A 19140-nucleotide genomic window follows, 5' to 3' on the forward strand; every position below is an offset into this window, starting at 1 on the left:
CAAGCGACGTGACGGGAAAATTTCCAACAGCATCCCGTAGGGGGTGTACATCCGTCACGGGTGGTAGCCGCCCGGTCGCGACCAGACGTTTTCAACCTGACATTTGCCTGTGCATGTGCATTTCGGTGCATCGCCCCCAAGAGGTGCCCGAATGGTGCATCCGATTCGCCAAGCAGAATGGTTGACTTGGCTTCTGGGGAATCGTGAGTGCGGAGGCACCCGTGATCAGAGTGCTGGTTGCCGAGGACATGCACATCGTGCGGGGCGCGCTGGTCGCCCTGCTCCGGCTGGAACCCGACATCGACGTGGTCGCGGAGGTCGCCTCCGGGCTGGAGATCCTGCCCGCGGCCCGCGCCAACCAGGCCCAGGTGGCCGTCATCGACATCGACCTGCCCGGCAAGGACGGGCTCACCGCGGCCGGTGAGCTGCACGAACAGCTGCCGGGGTGCCGGACCCTCATCCTCACCAGCCTCGGCCGGCCGGGGACGCTGCGGCGCGCGCTGGACGCCAAGGTGGGCGGGTTCCTGCTGAAGGACGCGCCTCCCGACAAGCTGGCCAACGCCGTCCGCGGGGTCCTCGCCGGCCGCCGCATGGTGGACGGGGACCTCGCGCTGGCCGCGTGGGACACCGTCGACTGCCCGCTCACCGGCCGCGAGCTGGACGTGCTCCGGATGACCGCGCAGGGCTACGGGACGGTGGAGGTCGCCGCGCGGCTCTACCTGTCCGCCGGCACGGTCCGGAACTACCTGACGACGGTGGTCGCGAAACTCAACGCCCGCAACCGGGTGGACGCCATCCGCATCGCCGAGGAGTCCGGCTGGCTCTGACCGGCCGGAGGTCCAGACCAGCCGGTCAGCCGGTTCAGACCGGGACGACCGCCCGCAGCCGGAACCGCCCGTCGGGCTCGACGCCGGCGGTCAGTTCGCCGCCGAGGTCGGCGACCCGGTGCGAAAGGTTGCCGATCCCGCTGCCGGGCGACGAATCGCGGGGCGCCTCGCGCGGAGCGGGCACCACGGCCGCCGGCTCGGCGTCGTCGCCCGTCCCCGGGACCGGCGATGCCCCCGAGCCGTTCCGCACGACGCCGTCGTTGACGATGTCGAGGCTGATCCCGCGGTCCGTGTGGTACATCGCGATCTCGCAGCTCTCCACCCTGCTGTGCCGCAGCACGTTCGTGACGCCTTCGCGCAGGACCACCGCCAGCACCGTGCGCACCGGCGTGGGCAGGTCGTCGGAGAGCATCTCCATGCGCACCCGGACGTCGGCGGCCGCGAGCACCGACTTCGCGGTGCGTGACTCGCTGTCGAGGGAAAGCTCGCGGTAGCCGCTGGCCACCGACCGCACGTCGGACAGCGCCTGGCGCGTCAGGCCGAGGACCTCGGCCAGCTCTTCGGCGGCGCGGTCGCGGTCCAGCGGCAGGACCCGGGCGGTCAGCTCGCTCTTCAGCGCGATCGCCGACAGGCTCATGCCGAGCAGGTCGTGCAGGTCGCGGGCGAAGCGCAGCCGTTCCTCGGCCAGCGCCATCTCGGCCAGCCGCCGCCGGGTGTTGTCGAGCTCGGTGACCAGCCGGACCAGCCACAGCAGCCCGAACACGGCGAGCGAGGTCATCACGGTCGCGGCGGTGTAGAAGACGGTGGACGTGACGTCCGCACCCGAAATCCGCTGGATCTCGGCGTAGGCGGCGATGTTGATCGCGAAGAACACCCACCCCGCGACGGGTGGCAGGACCAGCAGCGCGCTGCCGATGAGCAGGCCGGGCAGGCTGACCCAGTTCGGGCCCAGCGGCAGCAGCGGCAGGTAGATGAGGCAGGCCTGCACGAACAGCATGCCGTAGCTCTGCCCGGAGCGAAGGTGGGTCGACGGCCGGTTGAAGTAGGAGAACTGCAGGGCCAGCAGCGCCACGATCGAGCCGACGACCAGGGCCACCTGCCACGGCTGGTCGGTCAGCTCGAGCACGTGCAGCGTCGCGCCGCACGCCATCAGGGCCATGACCACCGGCAGCAGCCGCCGGATCCGCTTCGAGTCGGCGTCCGACTGCTGCTCGGCTTCGTGCGCGACGGCGCCGCCCAGCCGCTCGGGCACGGGCAGCTCGACGCGCAGCCGGAAGCGGCCGTCGGGGCCGGCCTTCGCGGTCGCCGTGCCGCCGAGCGCGGCGACCTCGTCCGGCAGGGTCGCCAGCGTGCTGGCCGGGTCGTCCGCCGTCACGCCGTCGTTGACGATTTCCAGGGTGACCTTGCCGTCGTGGTGCCGGACGTCGATTTCGCAGTGTTCGACGTCGCTGTAGCGCAGGACGTTCGTGACGCCTTCGCGCAGCACCTTGGCCAGCAGCGTCCGGGCCTGGACCGGCAGGTCGCCCTGGTCGAGGTGGACCCGCACGGCGATCTCGGACGCCGACAGCAGCGATTCGGCCGTCCGGGATTCCTTCTCCAGCGACAGCTCGCGGTAGCCGTGCGAGACCGCGCGGACGTCGGACAGGGTGCGCTGGGCCGTCGCGGTGATCTCGCCGAGCTCGGCCTTGGCCGCCTCGACGGATTTGCGCATCAGCCGCTGCGCGAGCTCGCCCTTCAGCGCGATCGCCGACAGGCTCAGGCCGAGCAGGTCGTGCAGGTCGCGGGCGAAGGCGAGCCGCTGCTCGGCCACCGCGCGCTGGGCGAGTTCGGTGCGGGCCTGGTGCAGGTCGTGGACCATCCGCGCGAGCCGGGCCAGCAGGTAGTAGAGGATGCTGTAGAAGCAGGCCGAAAACCCGATGTAGATCGTGTCCAGCGGCGACGCGCCGAACGTGTGGTAGACCCACACCTCGCTGAGGGCGACCACGCCCAGCGTCGGCCACGCGTACCGCGGCGGCAGCACCAGCAGCGCCGCGCCGCCGACGAAGTCGGGCATGTCGGCCCACAGGATGCCGAAGGTCGGCAGCGGGACGTAGGCCAGCACGACCACCACGGCGAGCAGCACCCGGCTGGTGACCGAGTCGAGCCGGGCCGACGGCCGGCTGAACCACAGCAGCTGGATCCCCAGCAGCACGGCGACGGCGACGATGCCGTACAGGGCGTGCAGACCGTCGACCGAAGCGGGCAGCAGGCTCACGACGCCGATCACGCTGAACCCGGCGATGACCACGACGATGATGGCGGAGGCCAGGTAGGTGGCCAGCCGGGGGCGCCGGTCCGCCGCGGTGGTGCCGCGGGGTTCGGCGGTCGCTGAGCGCCCGGTGGTGGGCTCGAGTGCGGCGACCGGAGACATCAGTGAGGACCCTCCGGGATCTGCGCGGCGACCGGGCCGCCCGGGAGGCCGGGTCTGGGCGCTGTGTGCGTGCTGACGGCTGATCCTAACTCACGCCGAGCGCACCGGAAGCGGTGCGAAAGCGCGCGAAGGAGCGGGGAACAGTGAAAAACCGGCGGCCGTCCGGTCCGATTCGGTCCGATCCGGTTCGGTCAGCGGCCGTCCGGTGTGGGCGGCAGGCCGCCGGGATTCGCGAGCAGGCCCACGAAGTCCAGGTGCGGCACGGCGACCGACCCGGTGTGCAGCACGGAACCGTCGACCAGCCGGAAGAAGCTCACCCCGGATTCGTCGTCGTCCCACGCGTCGCCGCCACCGGCGCCGGCCACGTGCCGGGTCGCCGGGAAGTCGCCGGTGAACGCGGTGCCCGCGGCCGAGTACGCGGCCACGTCCCAGCCGAGGTGGCGCCGGTACTGCTCGAGCTTGGCGTAGGGCGCGCGGGAGACGAGCACCAGCCGCAGGCCGGGGTCGTGCAGCGCGGCGGTGACGTCGGCGGTCGGCACGACGTCCGCGGGCCCGCTGTGGTCGGTCATCGGGTGGTGCACGGCCAGCCGCTCGCACCCGCCGAACAGCGCGGCCAGCGACACCCGTCCCCGTGGGCCTTCGAACCGGTACCCGGCCCCGGCGACGAAGCGGGGGCGGTCGAGCTCCGGCACGGTCAGTTCCGACATGGCTGGCCCTCCCTGGCTGTGGTCCCACTGCGGATTGTGGGCCGCGGCCGGCGGCCGGGCCCAGCATTCGGCCCGGGAACCGCAAGCTGGGAGACGCGCGGGCCCGCCGTGCCGGTGCCGCGGGGCGACCCTAGGCTCTGTCGCATGGCACGTTATTTCGACCTGCACCCGGAGAACCCCCAGAAGCGGGCGCTCGGCCAGGTCGTCGAGATCCTCCGGAACGACGGGCTGATCGCCTACCCGACCGACTCGTGCTTCGCCCTCGGGTGCCGGCCGGGCAACCGCGACGGGCTCGACCGCATCCGCTCCATCCGCAAGCTGGACCACCGGCACCACTTCACGCTGGTGTGCCAGGACTTCGCCCAGCTCGGGCAGTTCGTGCACGTCGACAACGCGGTGTTCCGCGCGATCAAGGCGACGACGCCGGGCAGCTACACGTTCATCCTGCCCGCCACCAAGGAGGTGCCGCGGCGGCTGATGCACGAGAAGAAAAAGACGGTCGGCGTGCGCATCCCGGACCACCGCGTCACCCAGGCGCTGCTGGCCGAGCTCGGCGAACCGCTGTTGTCGAGCACGCTGCTGCTGCCCGGCGAGGGCGAGCCGATGACGCAGGGCTGGGAGATCAAGGAAGAGCTGGACAACGTGCTGGAAGCGGTGCTCGACTCCGGCGACTGCGGGGTCGAGCCCACGACCGTCGTCGACTTCTCCTCCGGCGAGGCGGAGATCCTGCGCGTCGGCGCCGGTGACCCGGCGCCGTTCGAATAGGGCTCAGCGTTCCAGCAGCTCCAGCCATTCGGCGGTGTGCCCGCCGGCGAACGCCAGCGCGAGGTCTTCGGCGAACCGCCGTCCGGTCACCAACAGGCAGAAGTCCACGGCCGGGCCGGTGACGCGGTCGGTGGCGTCCGGCGGCCCGAAGTCCCACCGCGTCCCGGACGGTGCCTGCAGCTCGAACCGGAACGGCACGGGCGGCGGCGGCAGCTGGTGCCGCCGGTAGGCGCGGTCGCGGGTCCGGACGCCGTAGTAGGCGACGTGCCCGATGGCGTCGTCGCGGCGGGCGGGGACGCCGAGCGCGTCGGCGATGTCCTGGCCGCAGGCGAACAGTTCGGTCAAGGCGGCCGCGGCGAGCACCGACGGGCGCAGCGGGCCGTCGCTCCACGGCAGCAGGAGCTCGGGCGGGGCCGAGGCGAGCAGGGCGTTGGCCTTCCGCTGTTCGATCAGCCAGGTCACGATCGCCTCGTCGAGCGAGCCGTAGGAGATCTGCGGGGTGACGCCGAACGCGTCCGGGTTCTCGGCGCTGAGCGCGATCAGCCGCGCGGTCGAGGTCAGCCGGGCGAAGTGCCCGGTGACGTCCGGGCCGGGACCGTCGCGTTCGGCCAGCTCGGCCAGTGCCTCGGTCTCGGTCTGCAGGTCCGTGAACACGTCGGTCACAGTGCCAACCTCCTGGTCCGGTCAACCGGGACTGCCCGGATCCAGGCTGGCAGCCGGCTGCGGGGTGGCTCCACTCCGCGCTTGCGCCGTGGTCGGCTATGTTCGGCCCCGGACGCGGCGAGGGTGGTCGAAGGGAGCCCGGACGTGAAGTACCTGCTGGCGATGTACCTGAACCCCGACGTGATGGCGAGCCTGTCCGAAGCGGAGATGGACACCATCATGACCGGGCACCAGGAGTTCATCCGCACGATCCGGGAATCCGGCGAGATGATCAGCACGCAGGCGCTCGGCGCGGTCGCCGACAGCAGCGTCGTGCGGGTGCGCGGCGGCCTGCCGGCCGTCACCGACGGCCCGTTCCTGGAGTCGAAGGAATTCCTGGCCGGTTACTACCTCGTGGAGTGCGCGAGCAAGGAGCGCGCCGTCGAGCTGGCGGCGATGATCCCCGACGCCGCGGTCGAGGGCCTCGGCATCGAGGTCCGCCAGGTCGTCTTCTTCGCCGACGCCGAAACCGAAGCCGCCATGGCGTGACCGGCGTCGCCGAGGTGCTGCGGCCGCTCGTGCCGCAGGTGCTGGGCGTGCTGGTCCGCCGGTACGGCCAATTCGACGCGTGCGAGGACGCCGTCCAGGAGGCCCTGCTCGCGGCGAGCGAGCAGTGGCCGGCCGAAGGGGTCCCGGACAACCCGCGCAGCTGGCTGATCACGGTCGCGACCCGGCGGCTCACCGACCTGTGGCGCAGCGAGAGCGCGCGACGGCGGCGCGAGGAGTCGGTCGCCGTGCGGGAGCCGGTGCCGGTCGTGGCCGGCCCCGGCGAGGAGCGGCCGCCGGACTCCGACGACACGCTGTCGCTGCTGTTCCTGTGCTGCCACCCGGCGGTTTCGCCGCCTTCGCAGGTCGCGCTGACGCTGCGCGCGGTCGGTGGCCTGACCACGGCCCAGATCGCCAGCGCGTTCCTGGTGCCCGAGGCGACCATGACCCGGCGCATCACCCGCGCGAAGGAGAGCATCGCCGCGGCGGGGTCGACGTTCAGCAAGCCCTCGCCGGACGACTTCCCGGCGCGGCTGCGGGTGGTGCTCCAGGTGCTGTACCTCATCTTCAACGAGGGGTACACGGCGACGTCGGGGGAGAACCTGCTGCGCGACGAGCTGGCGGCGGAGGCGATCCGGCTGACCCGCGCGGTGCACGCGCTGATCCCCGGCGAGGGCGAGGTGGCGGGCCTGCTGGCGCTGATGCTCCTGACCCACGCCCGCCGCGCGGCGCGCACCGGCCCGGACGGCGAGCTGGTCCCGCTGCCGGAGCAGGACCGCGGGGTGTGGGACGCGGCGATGATCGAGGAGGGCGTCTCGCTGGTCCGGGCGGCGTTGGGGCGGGGCCCGGTGGGCCCGTACCAGGTCCAGGCGGCGATCGCGGCGGTGCACGACGAGGCGCCCAGCACGGACGACACCGACTGGCCGCAGATCGTCGAGCTGTACGGCGTGCTGGGCGAGCTCATGCCGAGCCCGGTGGTGACGATGAACCTGGCGGTGGCGATCGCCCAGGTGGCGGGCCCGGAGGCCGGCCTGGCGGTGCTGGACGGCATCAACGCGAAGCTGGATTTGGGCCGCCGGGTCGACGCGGTACGCGCCCACCTGCTGGAGCGCGCGGGCCGTACCGCGGACGCGCGGGAGTGCTATTTGCGGGCGGCGGACCGCACCGAGAGCGGGCCGGAGCGGCGGTACCTCCTGGCACGGGCCGAGGCGGCGGGGCGGTGAGCCCGAGGTCGCGAATGAGTCATTGGCGACCTTTGGTGAGGTCGCGGTCGGTGGGGCTTGGCCGCGGGTCTGAGGTCGCGAATGAGTCATTGGGGACGTCCGGGGTCGCGAATGAGTCATTCGCGACGTTGCCACCCCCCTCGGCCGAGCCGGTCGCGGCCGTGAGGGGTGGTTTTGGCCGGCCCGGGCCGGACCCGGTGGCGGTTGGCGTCGGCGGCCTGGCAGGGCTGGACGGACACACCACCGAGCTCGGCCCGGGCCGGCCGGTCGGGGCCGGGCCTGCCGGGGGGAGCAGGCCCGGCCGCGGCTCAGCGGACCACGATCCCCGTGGCCGGCTCCGGGGCCGCCGGAACGAAGAACAGCTGCGCGAACAGCTCCAGGTCCGCGATGTCGCCCTCGATGCCGAGCTTGCCCGAGCGGATCGCCGAGGCCGCGGTGAGCTGGCCGCTCATCAGGTCCAGCAGCGCCGCGCCGTGCACGGCCTTGATCACCAGCTCGGCGCCGGGGAAGCGGCCTTCGCCGACCTTGACCGCGCCGTCCTCGACCAGGGCGTGGACGATCATGCGGTCGTCGTAGCGGATCTCGAAGTTGATCTGGACGCCTTCCGCGCACTCGGCGCGGAACGTCGTGTACAGCGACAGGATCGCCGCGTCGAGGGTGAACACGTCGTCGGCGCCCGGGGCGTGCAGCGAGCGCGCACCCCAGAGACCCAAGTCGAGCAGGATGTGGTCGAGCTCGCTGCCGTACTGGGTCAGCTCGTAGACCACACCCGCGTCGAGCTCGGCGCGGACGCGGCGGCGGATCACGCCGGTGCCCTCCAGCTCGTTGAGCCGGGCGGACAGGATGGACGGCGGGATCTTCGGCAGACCGGCCTGCAGCTCGTCGTAGCGCTTCGCGCCGAGCACCAGGTCACGGATGATCAGCAGAGACCAGCGCTCACCGATGATCTCGAGCGCGCGGGCGACGCCGCAGAACTGGCCGTAAGCACGGGTGTGCGGAGTGGGCATCGAACTTCCTCACTTCTTTCTCGGGCGGTGCGATGGTTCGGCAGGGTGCCGGGGAAGCAGGGGGCGGCTCACCGGTGGTCGCCCTCGGAAATCAGCTCTCGGTGCAACAACTGCAGGTCGTCGCACGGTTCGACACCCAGCTCGCCGGCCAGCCGGGAGCGGAGCTTGCGGTAGACGGCCATCGCGTCGGACCGCCTGCCGCTGCGGCCCAGCACCCGCATCAGCTGGCCGTGCAGGGCTTCGTCGAGCGGGCTGCCGGTGGTCAGCGAACGCAGCTCGCCGATCAGCTCGCGGTGCCGCCCGCTGACGATCTCCGCCTCGATCCGCAGGTGCAGGACGCTGCGCCGCTGTTCGAGCAGCTCGGTCCGGTACGCGGACAACACCGGTCCACAGTGGACGTTCGCGAACGGCGAGCCGGACCAGAGGTCCAGTGCCGCCCGGTAGGCGTCCGCGGCGCCGGCGTGGTCGCCGACGTCCTGGTGCTCGTGCCCGAGCTGCTGCAGCCGCACGAACCGGTAGGTGTCCACCTGGGACGGATCGATGTGGAAGGTGTAGCCGGACTGCTTGGTGGCCAGCATCTTCTCGCCGTCGGGCGCGAGCCCGTTCTGGTCGATGCAGCGCCGCAGGTGGTAGACGTAGGTGTGCAGCGTGGTCCGCACCGTCCGCGGCGGGTTGTCCGACCAGAGCTCCCGGATCAGGGTGTCGATGTGTACCATCTTGCCCGGGCGCATCACGAGCACGGCAAGCAGCGCGAGCACCTTGGGCGTGGTCGGTGCGTAGTCGACCCCGCCGCGCAGCACTTCCAACGGCCCCAGCACGGTGAAGCGGACACCACCGTGGTCCGGCTCGTCGGTTCGCCGCTGTTCGGAGTACATGGCAGGCCTCCAGCCTCGTCAATGCGTCCTCGCGCTCCCCAGTTCGTGCCGCGCGGGTCGGTGGACGGCCGATCTCCGGGCTTCTATCCGAATGTGACAGAGTGCCGCCCCGGCGGCCAGTGAGCCGCCCACCAGAGTCGACGTGCGTTCACCCCGTCCCCACCTGCGTTTTGCAGGTGTCGGATGTGCATCGCGCACCCGCGGCCATCCGGCGCAACCTGCGGCTCGCCGGTCACGGGGTCCCTGGAACGGACCAATGAGGCGTCCCGCGGGGCCGCCGCGGATCATGGCCGCGGGTGTCCGGCACACCGCACCCGGGTGTTCCGCACGGACGGTCCGGGTGGATCACCCGCCCCCCGCCGGGTGTCCTGCGGACGGGTGACGCCGGACGGTCCGATTCCTCCATCGCGCGTCAATCGATCTGCGAGAACCGGCGTCTTCCCTGACACCAGGAGAACTGCCATCAGGGGAATTCGAGGTTGGACTGATGATGTTGCGCTCTATTGCGGCTGTCGGACACGACAGCGAGTTCGGCGATCCGCCCCGCGAACCGGCGCTCGAGCGAGTGGAAAAGTCGGTCCGGCCCGCGGTGCTGCAGGCCATCTCTTCCATCCAGGAGCGGTACTTCGAGCCGATCACGCTCGCGGAGCTGGCGTCCGAAGTGTTCGTCAGCAGGTTCCACTTCTCCCGGATGTTCGCCGAAGCGACCGGGGTGACACCCGGCCGGTTCCTCACCGCCGTCCGCCTGTTCGAGGCGAAACGGCTGCTGCTGACGACGTCGCTCAACGTCTCCGACATCGTGTGCAGCGTCGGCTACAGCAGCGTCGGCACGTTCACCAGCCGGTTCTCGCGCGCGGTCGGGATGACGCCGACGCAGTACCGGGAGCCGCAGGTGGCCGAGCTGCTCGTGGCGATTTCGCCGACGTTCCAGCGGCTCCCGCCGCTGCGGACGCTGCGGGCGGCCGGCCGCAGCTGCGCCTCGCTGCAGACCGGCACCGGCGTGCTGTCCCTGCAGCTGGCCATGCCGCACGGCTCGGCCCCCGCCGACACGCTGGTCGGGCTCTTCGCCGACCCGGTGCCCCAGTGCGGCCCGGTCGCCTTCGGCGGCATGGCGAACATGAGCTCGGGCGAGCTGACCATCCACGGCGTGCCCGCCGGGCGGTGGACCGCGATCGCGGTCGCGCAGCACCGGCCGGGTGCGCCCGGGCCGCGGTTCTCCATCGGCTACTCGGGGGTGCAGGTGTCGCCGTACGGCCAGTCCACCGGCCGGGTCGGCCTGCGCCCGCCGGCGGCCACCGACGCGCCGATCGCGATCACGCTCGCGTCGAAGCAGTCGCCGTTCACCCAGCGGATGCTCGCCGCGCAGCGGCCGCACCTGCGCGCTGTCGCCTGATCCCCCCGACGAGTAAGGAACGATCACGGATGTCGACCGTCATCGGAGTTCTCCGCAAGCGGTTCCTCGCTCCTTCGCTGTCCTCGGTCGGGTTCGCCGAGCGCGGCTTCCCGGTCACCCACACCGACGCGACGGCCCGGCTGGAGGCGGTGCCGCAGGCGGTGGTGTGCGGGTTCGAATGGGCCATCGAAGGCGCCTCGCTGTGGGAGATCGAACGCCGCCTCGCGCTGATCGAGCCGGAGCAGCGCGGGTTCGCCTACGAGGGCGCCACGATGGGCTACTCGATCCTCGACGCCATGCCCGGCGGCGGCCGCAACCGCACGCGCGAGCTGCTCGAAGGGCCGGCCCGCCCGCACATCTTCCTGACCTACATCGGGATCGGCTTCGCCATGGCCCGGCTGCCGCGTCCTCTGTGGAAGAACATCCTGCCCGAGCTGACCGGCGTGGCCTACCACCCGGTGATGAGCTGGCTCGCCGTCGACGGCTACGGCTTCGACCGCGCCTACTTCGACACGGACAAGTGGATCGGTGAGCAGGCCGACCCGGTGCCCTACCCGTGGGCGGGCCGTCCGGAGTACTTCGGCCGCGCCTTCGACCAGGGGGTCGGCCGGGCGCTGTGGTTCATCAACGGCGGCAACCCCGAAGCCGTGGCGGCCGCGGTCGGGAAGTTCCCCGAGCCCCGCCGGGCGGACCTGTGGAGCGGGGTCGGACTCGCCGCGACGTTCGCCGGCGGCAGCGACCAGGGCGGCCTGGGCAAGCTGCGCCGGGCGTCCGGGGAGTACTACGACGAGCTCGCGCTCGGCGTCGTCTTCGCCGTGAAGGCCCGCACGTACTCCTCCTACGTCCCGGCCCACACCCACCTCGCGGCCGGCGTGCTCACCGACCTGTCCGTGCAGGGCGCGCAGAACCTCGCCGACCGCACCGAGCAGGCCGACGGCGAGGACGGGCCGGAGCCGGCCTACGAGCTGTGGCGGCAGCGGATCCGGGCGGAATTCGACCCGGCGGCCCGCCGCAAGGCCGGCTGAGCGGATTGCGCATTCGCGCGTGATCCGCACGCAAGCGTGGAGTAGAGCGCTGATCAGCGGATCTGTGACCGTAGAACGAAGAACCGATCCGTTCCATCCGACCCTAAGGGGGAGAGTGCGTTGGGCAATGGTTGGCGCACGCTCAGACGTCGCATCCTGACACCGAACGTCTCCGAAACCTTGCTGGAGACGCGAGGATTCCACCGGAAGAGCCCGGCCGCACAGGAACGGCTCGAAACCGTCGGGGAGATGTTCCTCCTCGGGTACGCCCACGCCGTCGAAGCCAAGTCGGCCGAGCAGGCCGAAGAATGGCTCGAGCGCATTCCCCCGCAGTTCCGCGGATTCGCCTACGAAGGCGCGGGAATGGGGTACGGCGTGCTGGACGGGCTGCCGTTCGGCAAAAGCTCGAACACCGCCGAGTTCCTGGCCGGCCCCGGCGAGAAGCACGACTACATCATCTACGTCGGCGTCGGCTGGGCGATGGCCCGCCTCCCGCGGTTCGCGTGGCCGAAGGCCTCGGCCTTCGACCCGCTGCTGCGCTGGCTGGTGCTCGACGGCTACGGCTTCCACCAGGCGTACTTCAAGACCGAGAAGTACATCCGGCAGCAGCACCAGGAGCACGGCTTCTCCTGGCCGGACCGGCGCTACGACGGCTACGCGCTGCGGGCCATCGACCAGGGCATCGGCCGGGCGCTGTGGTTCATCTGCGGCACCGACGTCTCCCTGGTGACCAAGACGATCGAAGAGTTCCCCGAGTCGCGCCACGGCGACCTGTACGCCGGGGTCGGGCTGGCCTCGACCTACGCGTGCGGGGTCACGGCCGGCGAGCTGGCGGAACTGGTCGACCGGGCCGGGATCCACCACGGACCGCTGGCGCAGGGAAGCGCCTTCGCCGCCGAGTGCCGGGTGCGGTCCGGCCTGCTGATCCCGGAGACCGAGATGGCGGCCCGGGCGATCTGCGGGCTTTCGGCCGAACGCGCGGCGGCCATCACCCAAGAGGTCCGGCCGGACGTGGTCGTCGACGGTGACGACGTCCCGGCCTTCGAAACCTGGCGGCAGCGGATCGCCGAAGAAGTGCTGACCCACGGAGGGAAGAACAAATGACCGCGACCTTCGGCTGGCTGCGCAAGCAGCTGGCGGGCATCGTGGCGCTGGTGCTGATCCTCGGCCTGTTCCTGGTCGCGCGGCTGCCCAGCGTCTCGGCCGCCGAGCAGGACTCGATGGCGGACAAGTTCCACTTCACCCCGATGACGATCGCGTTGCCCGCGGCGAAGAAGTCGCAGTCGATCCGGACGGTGAACAAGGAATACGAGCACATCGCCGCGTGGATCTCCTCGGTCGGCGCCGCCATCGCGATCAACGACATCAGCGGCAGCGGCAAGCCGAACGACCTGTGCCTGGTGGACCCGCGCAGCGACCAGGTCGTCATCACGCCGGCGCCGGACTCGGGCCCGCGCTACGCGCCCTTCGCGCTCGACCCCGCACCAGCCCTGCCGACCTGGGACTACATGGCGCCGATGGGCTGCGTCCCCGGTGACTACAACGAAGACGGCCGCACCGACGTCCTGGCCTACTACTGGGGCCGCACCCCGGTCCTGTTCCTGCAGAAGGCCACCGCGACGAAGTTCGACGCCGACGCGTTCCAGCCGACCGAGCTGGTGGCGGGCAACCACCGCGGCCCGGACGGCAAGTACAACGGCCCCCTGTGGAACACCGACTCCGTCACCATCGGCGACTTCGACGGCGACGGGCACGTCGACGTCTTCGTCGGGAACTACTTCCCGGACAGCCGGGTCCTCGACCCGAACGCCGACGGCGGCATCACGCTGAACCAGTCGATGTCGCACGCGGTCAACTCGGGCGCCAAGTTCATCTACCGCTGGACCGGCGCCTCGTCCGGTGCGCACCCGAGCGCGCAGTTCGCCGACGCCTCCGCCGGCATCCCGGAGAGCGCGCGGCTCGGCTGGACGCTGGCCTCCAGCGCGACCGACGTCGACGGCGACAACCTGCCGGAGCTCTACATCGCCAACGACTTCGGGCACGACCACTTCCTGTACAACAAGTCCACCCCGGGCCACGTCGAGCTCGCCGAGGTCACCGGCGTCCGCGGGATCGACGACCCGAAGTCGAAGGTGCTGGGCCACGACTCCTTCAAGGGAATGGGCGTCGACTTCGGCGACCTGAACCACGACGGCCTCTACGACCTGTTCGTCAGCAACATCACGACGTCGTGGGGCATCGAAGAGTCGAACTTCCAGTTCATGAACAAGGCCAAGGACAACGGCGACCTGACCCGGCAGCTGAAGGACGGCGTCGCGCCGTTCCACGACGACAGCGCCGCGAACGGCACGGCGTGGTCCGGCTGGGGCTGGGACGTCAAGATCCAGGACTTCAACAACAGCGGCGACAACCAGATCGCCCAGGCGACCGGGTTCGTCAAGGGTGCGGTCAACCGCTGGCCGAACCTGCAGGAGATCGCCACCGCCCACGACGGCCTGCTGTCCAACCCGTTCTGGTGGCCGAACGCCCGCGCCGGTGACGACATCGGTGGTGACCAGACGCTGCACTTCTTCGTGAAGAGCCCGGACGGCCGCTACGCCGACCTCGCGCCGAAGCTGGGTCTGGCGGTGCCGGTGCCCACCCGCGGCATCGCCGTCGGCGACACCGACTCCGACGGCCTGCCCGAGTTCGCCGTCGCCCGGCAGTGGGAAGAGCCGATCTTCTACCACAACGACAGCCCGAACCCCGGCAAGTACCTGCAGCTGAAGCTGACCACCGACGCCCCGGTGGCGCCCGGTCCGCTGCCCGCGGCCGGCGTGCCCGCGATCGGCGCCCAGGTCACCGTGACGACCTCGGACGGCAAGAAGTACCTCGGCCGGGTCGACGGCAGCAGCGGGGAGGCCGGCCGGCGCAGCTTCGACATCCAGATCGGCCTTGGTCACAACGTCAGCGGCCCGCTCGACGTGCACCTGCAGTGGCGGGACCGGACCGGGCAGCTGCGGACGCAGGACCTGAAGCTCGAACCCGGCTGCCACATGTACCAGCTCGGCTCCACGGCGAAGGAAGCGATGTGACATGGCCACCCCGACCCTGACCAAGGTGGACAGTGCCCCACCGAAGCGGACCAACAAGGTCATCACCGCGCTGCGGCGGTTCGCGATCTCGATCACGATCTTCAACATCGTCGGCTACACGGTCCTCGGCTTCGAGCAGCCGTGGCTGTACCCGTTCGTCGCGCTGGCGACCGCGTACACCACGGAGATCGTCCTCGAGATCATCAACGCCCGCGTGACCCAGCGCGACGTCCGGTTCCGGGGCAACGGGTTCAAGGGGCTGATGGAGTTCCTCCTCCCGGCGCACATCACCGGTCTCGCGCTGAACATGCTGACCTACGTCAACGACCAGATCCTCGTGATGATGTTCGGGGTCGCCGTCGCGGTCGGCACCAAGTGGGTCCTGCAGGCCCCGGTGTACGGCCGGATGCGGCACTACATGAATCCGTCGAACTTCGGGATCACGATGATCCTGCTGGTGTTCCCGTGGGCCAGCATCGCCCCGCCGTACCACTTCACCGAGCAGATCCCCACCTGGGGCGGCTGGCTGATCGTCGGCATCATCCTGGTGTCGGGCACGGTGCTCAACGCGCTGCTGACCAACCGGATGTGGCTGATCGCGGGCTGGCTGAGCTTCTTCGTCGTCCAGGCCTTCGTCCGCGGCTGGATCTTCGGCACCTCCATCCCCGGCGCGCTGGCGATGGGCACCGGCGTCGCGTTCGTGCTCTACACCAACTACATGGTGACCGACCCGGGCACGTCGCCGTCGAAGCCGGCCTCGCAGTTCGCCTTCGGGGCCGGGGTGGCGCTCGCGTACGGCTTCTTCACCGCCGTGCACGTCGCCTACGGGCTGTTCCTGGCCACCGCGACCATCTGCCTGATCCGCGGGATGTTCCTGTGGGGCCTGCACTTCTCGAACAAGGCACGGATCAAGTTCGAGGCCGACCAGGCCGCGCTGAAGGCGAAGCTCGAGCTCGCCAAGCCGGCGAGCGACGAGAAGCCGGGAGCCGTCGCGGCATGACCGCCTCGCAGCACGAAGCCCGGGCGGCGCGCACCGCGCCGCCCGGGCCGCCGCGCCGGGCGACGTTCCGGTTGCTGAAGCAGCTCTTCACCGACCGGCTCGCGCTCATGGGCGACAACGCCGAGACCTACGGCGACGTCGTCCGCATCGCCATCGGACCGAAGGCGATGTACCTCGTCAACCACCCGGACCTGGCCAAGCACGTGCTCGCGGACAACGCCGCGAACTACCACAAGGGCATCGGCCTGCAGGAGGCCCGCCGGGCCCTCGGCGACGGCCTGCTCACCAGCGACGGGGACACCTGGAAGAAACAGCGCCGGACCATCCAGCCGGTGTTCCAGCCCAAGCGGATCTCGCGGCAGGCCGCCGTGGTGGCGTCCGAAGTGGACGGTCTGATCCGGCGGCTGGCCGCGCACGACGGGCCGGTCGAGATCCTGCACGAGATGACCGGGCTGACGCTCGGCGTGCTCGGCAAGACGCTGCTCGACGCCGAGCTCGGCGGCTACGAGACGCTGGGCCACTCGTTCGAGGCCGTGCAGGACCAGGCCATGTTCGAGGCGGTCACGCTCAGCATGGTCCCGCAGTGGGTGCCGCTGAAGAAGCAGCTGCACTTCCGCAGCGCCCGCGACGACCTGCGCCGGATCGCCGACGAGCTCGTCGAGCAGCGGCTGGCGAACCCGGTCGAGAACGGCGAGGACGTGCTGTCGCGGCTGCTCGCGTCCGGGTCCGAGCAGGGCGCGTCACGCGAACGCATGCGCGACGAGCTGATCACCCTGCTGCTGGCCGGCCACGAGACCACCGCGAGCACGCTCGGCTGGGCGTTCCACCTGATCGACGAGCACCCCGAGGTCGGCGAGCGGCTGCACGCCGAAGCCGTCGAGGTGCTCGGCGACCGGCTGCCCGAGCACGAGGACCTGCGGAAGCTGACGTTCACCGTGGCGGTGGTCGAGGAGGTCATGCGGCTGTACCCGCCGGTGTGGCTGTTGCCGCGGGTCGCCCAGGCCGACGACGAGATCGGCGGGTACCACGTGCCGGCCGGGTCCGACGTGGTCGTCGTGCCCTACACGCTGCACCGGCACCCGGAGTTCTGGACCGACGCCGAGCGCTTCGACCCGGGCCGGTTCACCGCCGCGGAGCGACCACCGCGGTACGCCTACCTGCCGTTCGGGGCCGGGCCGAGGTTCTGCATCGGCAACAGCCTCGGGGTGATGGAGGCGGTGTTCGTGCTCGCCATGGCCGCGCGCGACCTGGAACTGCGCAAGGTGCCCGGCAAGGTCGTCGAACCCGAGGCGATGCTCTCGCTGCGGGTGCGTGGCGGGCTGCCGATGACCGTGCACCCGCGGGCGGCGCGGGCGCGCAAGGCCGCCTGAACCTGTTGTGGACATTTCGATGAGGAGGTAGGCCGGTGCAACCCGAGGCCACCGAAGAAGAACGCGTCAAGAACATGACTCTCGAGGCCTACGCGGACACGATCGTGCCCGGGGAGAAGCGGTTCCCCGAAGACCGGGCGATCGCCGGGGCGGCCCCCGGCGCGGGGTCGGTGGCGGCGGGCGCGCTCGACCTGCTGAACTTCGACGCCACCGGCGTCACGGCCGGCCTGCCGTACCTCGCGCAGTCGCTCAACGACCACGCGAAGTCCTACGCGGGCGAGGTGGAGCTGGCGCTCGACCACGACGTGCCGCCGTTCGTCGCGCTGCCGTACGAGCACCGCCGCGAGCTGGTGCGCCGGCTGACCACACCGGGGCACCCGGAGAAGGACGGCTGGGTCAGCCTGGCGCTGTTCTGCAACATGGCCTACGACAGCGCCCCGCACCTGCACACCGCCGACGCCATCCGCGACGGCCACCCCGGCCTGCTGGCCCTGGGGTACCGGCCGCCGGACGCGGACGGGTTCTGGCGGTTCCCGAAGTACGGCTACGGCCGCAAGCTGGCCGAGCTCCACCCCGACACGACTGCCTCCGGGAGCCCCGCATGAACGCGATCGACAAGACCGACGTCGTCATCGTCGGCAGCGGTTTCGGCGGATCGATCCCGGCCTACCACCTCGCCGCGGGCGGGGCCAAGGTGACCGTGCTGGAACGCGGGCCGTGGCTGGCCGCGGACGACTTCGAGCACGACTACCTGCTCGGCTCGTCCTACACCCGCGCGTTCGACTTCGTCGTCGGCGACGGGATGAGCGTGCTGGGCGGCAACTGCGTCGGCGGCGGCAGCGTGGTGTACTTCGCCGCGATGCCGCGCGCGCCCAAGTTCGTCTTCGAGCGCCACGGGAGCATCGGGCGCCGGATGTGGCCGTCGGTGATCACGCGCGACAGCCTGGAGCCGTGGTACGACCGCGTCGACGAGTCGATCCCGGTGTCCAAACAGGACTGGAGCGACGTCTCCTACGCCGGTGGCCTGTGGGCCGCGGCCTGCAACCACTCCGGGCGCACCGCCAACCCGGCGCCGGTCGCCGTCGACAACGACACCTGCGTCAACTGCAACTTCATGATGGCGGGCTGCAAGTTCGACGCCAAGCGGTCGATGCTGACGAACTACCTGCCTGCCGCGCTGGCGCACGGTGCGCAGATCCGGCCGCTGCACGAGGTCCAGCGGCTCGAGCGCACCGAAGACGGCGGCTACCGCGTCTACTTCGACGTCGTCGACGAAGAGGACTACCGGGTGCACACCGGCACCGGCGTGATCGAGGCGAAGGTCGTCATCATCGCCGCCGGTGCCGGTGCGACCCCGGTGATCCTGCAGCGCTCGGAGGCTTCGCTGGGCGAGATGCCGCACGGCGTCGGCCGGTACTTCTCCGGCAACGGCGAGCGGCTCAACACCGCGATCATCGACGAGGACCGCGTCCGCGAGGTGCTCGGGCTCTCCCGCGAGGACGGTCCGGTGTACTCGGCCAACCACATCGGCAAGGGCCCGACCGTCGCGAACTGGGACAAGCTCGACGGGTCGCTGCCGGAGTACGAGCGGTATTCGCTGGAGCAGCTGTACTTCCCGCCCGGGCTGGGGACCATCCTCGCCCAGGTGCCCGGCGGCGAGGAGCCGCGCTGGTACGGGGCGGAGAAGAAGGAAATCCTCAAGCAGTGGGCGAACTGGCTGACGATCTTCTTGATGACCGAGGACGACAACGAGGGCGTCTTCGGCACGCCGCCGCCCACCGGAAACGCGTACCGGATCTCGCAGCAGATGCTCGGCCGCGGCCCGCTGCGCTACGACCCGACGCCGAACACGCGTCGCGGCTGGGCGCTCGCGGACGCCGACTGCAAGGCGATCATCGAGAAGGACGGCATCGCCAAGGTCGCGCCGTGGACCAACGACGTCGTCGGGGCGTACACCGTGCACCCGCTGGCGTCGTGCCGGATCGGGGACGACGAGGCGACGTCCGCGCTGCACCCGAACCACGAGCTGCGCAACCACCCGGGCATCTTCGTCACCGACAGCGCGTCGGTGCCGGGCGCGCTCACGGTGAACCCGGCGATGACCATCGCCGCGCTCGCCGAGCGCTCGATCCCGGGCATCGTCCGGGCCCTGCAGGCCCGCGACGTCGACGTCAAGTACGGGGCCCCGGCCCCCGACGGCTCCATCACGGGCCGCCGTGCGGTGTCCAAACTGGACCTGGTCGCCGGCAACTGAGGACACACGTGTGATCGGACGG

17 protein-coding genes are annotated in these 19140 nt (G+C 71.0%); 12 read left to right on the plus strand and 5 right to left on the minus strand.

Annotated features, from left to right (window positions below; translation table 11 throughout):
* The first annotated feature begins 221 nt into the window (after nucleotides 1-221).
* Nucleotides 222-827: a response regulator transcription factor gene (locus tag Q5425_RS23450; RefSeq protein WP_308674435.1), complete on the plus strand. Its 606-nt coding sequence runs from the start codon at nucleotides 222-224 to the stop codon at nucleotides 825-827.
* 34 nt (nucleotides 828-861) lie between these two features.
* On the opposite strand, the gene Q5425_RS23455 is transcribed toward Q5425_RS23450, so the two are convergent.
* Together Q5425_RS23455 and Q5425_RS23460 are read right to left on the minus strand one after the other, a co-directional pair.
* Nucleotides 862-3237: a histidine kinase gene (locus tag Q5425_RS23455; protein ID WP_308674436.1), complete on the minus strand. Its 2376-nt coding sequence runs from the start codon at nucleotides 3235-3237 to the stop codon at nucleotides 862-864.
* A gap of 191 nt (nucleotides 3238-3428) precedes the next feature.
* A complete protein-coding gene (locus Q5425_RS23460) occupies nucleotides 3429-3944 on the minus strand; it encodes a DUF899 family protein (protein WP_308674437.1) in 516 nt (171 codons plus the stop codon).
* A 144-nt stretch (nucleotides 3945-4088) separates the two neighbouring features.
* Between Q5425_RS23460 and Q5425_RS23465 the strand changes: the two genes are divergently transcribed.
* Nucleotides 4089-4709, plus strand: a complete 621-nt coding sequence (locus Q5425_RS23465) for an L-threonylcarbamoyladenylate synthase (RefSeq protein ID WP_308674438.1) — start codon at nucleotides 4089-4091, stop codon at nucleotides 4707-4709.
* 3 nt (nucleotides 4710-4712) lie between these two features.
* On the opposite strand, the gene Q5425_RS23470 is transcribed toward Q5425_RS23465, so the two are convergent.
* Nucleotides 4713-5372, minus strand: coding sequence for a maleylpyruvate isomerase family mycothiol-dependent enzyme (locus Q5425_RS23470; RefSeq protein ID WP_308674439.1), 660 nt, complete (start codon nucleotides 5370-5372; stop codon nucleotides 4713-4715).
* A gap of 144 nt (nucleotides 5373-5516) precedes the next feature.
* Here Q5425_RS23470 and Q5425_RS23475 point away from each other — a divergent pair, with 144 nt between their 5' ends.
* Together Q5425_RS23475 and Q5425_RS23480 are read left to right on the plus strand one after the other, a co-directional pair.
* Nucleotides 5517-5900 carry a YciI family protein gene (locus tag Q5425_RS23475; RefSeq protein ID WP_308674440.1) on the plus strand — a complete coding sequence of 128 codons (384 nt, stop codon included), beginning with the start codon at nucleotides 5517-5519 and terminating at the stop codon, nucleotides 5898-5900.
* The gene (locus tag Q5425_RS23480) at nucleotides 5897-7120 is read left to right on the plus strand and encodes a DUF6596 domain-containing protein (protein ID WP_308674441.1); all 1224 of its coding nucleotides are present in this window, start codon (nucleotides 5897-5899) and stop codon (nucleotides 7118-7120) included. The genes Q5425_RS23475 and Q5425_RS23480 overlap by 4 nt, the downstream gene beginning before the upstream one ends.
* A 308-nt stretch (nucleotides 7121-7428) precedes the next feature.
* On the opposite strand, the gene Q5425_RS23485 is transcribed toward Q5425_RS23480, so the two are convergent.
* Both Q5425_RS23485 and Q5425_RS23490 read right to left on the minus strand, forming a co-directional pair.
* The gene (locus Q5425_RS23485; protein WP_308674442.1) at nucleotides 7429-8127 is read right to left on the minus strand and encodes a winged helix-turn-helix transcriptional regulator; all 699 of its coding nucleotides are present in this window, start codon (nucleotides 8125-8127) and stop codon (nucleotides 7429-7431) included.
* Between the two features lie 68 nt (nucleotides 8128-8195).
* Entirely contained in the window at nucleotides 8196-9002 is an 807-nt protein-coding gene (locus Q5425_RS23490) for an AfsR/SARP family transcriptional regulator (RefSeq protein WP_308674443.1), read from the minus strand.
* A 487-nt stretch (nucleotides 9003-9489) separates the two neighbouring features.
* Between Q5425_RS23490 and Q5425_RS23495 the strand changes: the two genes are divergently transcribed.
* The 8 genes from Q5425_RS23495 to Q5425_RS23530 all read left to right on the plus strand — a co-directional run bounded on the left by Q5425_RS23495 (nucleotide 9490) and on the right by Q5425_RS23530 (nucleotide 19118).
* Complete coding sequence (locus Q5425_RS23495) at nucleotides 9490-10395, plus strand: AraC family transcriptional regulator (RefSeq protein WP_308674444.1); 906 nt, start codon at nucleotides 9490-9492, stop codon at nucleotides 10393-10395.
* A 29-nt stretch (nucleotides 10396-10424) separates the two neighbouring features.
* Complete coding sequence (locus Q5425_RS23500) at nucleotides 10425-11420, plus strand: DUF1702 family protein (protein WP_308674445.1); 996 nt, start codon at nucleotides 10425-10427, stop codon at nucleotides 11418-11420.
* 120 nt (nucleotides 11421-11540) lie between these two features.
* Nucleotides 11541-12524, plus strand: coding sequence for a DUF1702 family protein (locus Q5425_RS23505; RefSeq protein ID WP_308674446.1), 984 nt, complete (start codon nucleotides 11541-11543; stop codon nucleotides 12522-12524).
* Nucleotides 12521-14494, plus strand: coding sequence for a CRTAC1 family protein (locus Q5425_RS23510; RefSeq protein WP_308674447.1), 1974 nt, complete (start codon nucleotides 12521-12523; stop codon nucleotides 14492-14494). The genes Q5425_RS23505 and Q5425_RS23510 overlap by 4 nt, the downstream gene beginning before the upstream one ends.
* A 1-nt stretch (nucleotide 14495) precedes the next feature.
* Nucleotides 14496-15494, plus strand: a complete 999-nt coding sequence (locus tag Q5425_RS23515; protein WP_308674448.1) for an enediyne biosynthesis protein — start codon at nucleotides 14496-14498, stop codon at nucleotides 15492-15494.
* Nucleotides 15491-16864, plus strand: a complete 1374-nt coding sequence (locus Q5425_RS23520) for a cytochrome P450 (protein ID WP_308674449.1) — start codon at nucleotides 15491-15493, stop codon at nucleotides 16862-16864. The genes Q5425_RS23515 and Q5425_RS23520 overlap by 4 nt, the downstream gene beginning before the upstream one ends.
* A 35-nt stretch (nucleotides 16865-16899) precedes the next feature.
* Nucleotides 16900-17469 carry a DUF5987 family protein gene (locus Q5425_RS23525; protein WP_308674450.1) on the plus strand — a complete coding sequence of 190 codons (570 nt, stop codon included), beginning with the start codon at nucleotides 16900-16902 and terminating at the stop codon, nucleotides 17467-17469.
* Entirely contained in the window at nucleotides 17466-19118 is a 1653-nt protein-coding gene (locus Q5425_RS23530; RefSeq protein ID WP_308674451.1) for a GMC family oxidoreductase, read from the plus strand. Before Q5425_RS23525 ends, Q5425_RS23530 begins: the two co-directional genes overlap by 4 nt.
* Nucleotides 19119-19140 lie beyond the last annotated feature (22 nt).

The sequence above is a fragment of the Amycolatopsis sp. A133 genome, from assembly GCF_031082405.1.
Classification (GTDB): domain Bacteria; phylum Actinomycetota; class Actinomycetes; order Mycobacteriales; family Pseudonocardiaceae; genus Amycolatopsis.

Coding starts and splice junctions, on each gene's coding strand:
- Q5425_RS23490 (WP_308674443.1), bottom strand. CDS start 9,002: ATGTACTCCGAACAGCGGCGAACCGACGAGCCGGACCACGGTGGTGTC.
- Q5425_RS23500 (WP_308674445.1), top strand. CDS start 10,425: ATGTCGACCGTCATCGGAGTTCTCCGCAAGCGGTTCCTCGCTCCTTCG.
- Q5425_RS23530 (WP_308674451.1), top strand. CDS start 17,466: ATGAACGCGATCGACAAGACCGACGTCGTCATCGTCGGCAGCGGTTTC.
- Q5425_RS23520 (WP_308674449.1), top strand. CDS start 15,491: ATGACCGCCTCGCAGCACGAAGCCCGGGCGGCGCGCACCGCGCCGCCC.
- Q5425_RS23510 (WP_308674447.1), top strand. CDS start 12,521: ATGACCGCGACCTTCGGCTGGCTGCGCAAGCAGCTGGCGGGCATCGTG.
- Q5425_RS23485 (WP_308674442.1), bottom strand. CDS start 8,127: ATGCCCACTCCGCACACCCGTGCTTACGGCCAGTTCTGCGGCGTCGCC.
- Q5425_RS23495 (WP_308674444.1), top strand. CDS start 9,490: ATGATGTTGCGCTCTATTGCGGCTGTCGGACACGACAGCGAGTTCGGC.
- Q5425_RS23460 (WP_308674437.1), bottom strand. CDS start 3,944: ATGTCGGAACTGACCGTGCCGGAGCTCGACCGCCCCCGCTTCGTCGCC.
- Q5425_RS23465 (WP_308674438.1), top strand. CDS start 4,089: ATGGCACGTTATTTCGACCTGCACCCGGAGAACCCCCAGAAGCGGGCG.
- Q5425_RS23455 (WP_308674436.1), bottom strand. CDS start 3,237: ATGTCTCCGGTCGCCGCACTCGAGCCCACCACCGGGCGCTCAGCGACC.
- Q5425_RS23515 (WP_308674448.1), top strand. CDS start 14,496: ATGGCCACCCCGACCCTGACCAAGGTGGACAGTGCCCCACCGAAGCGG.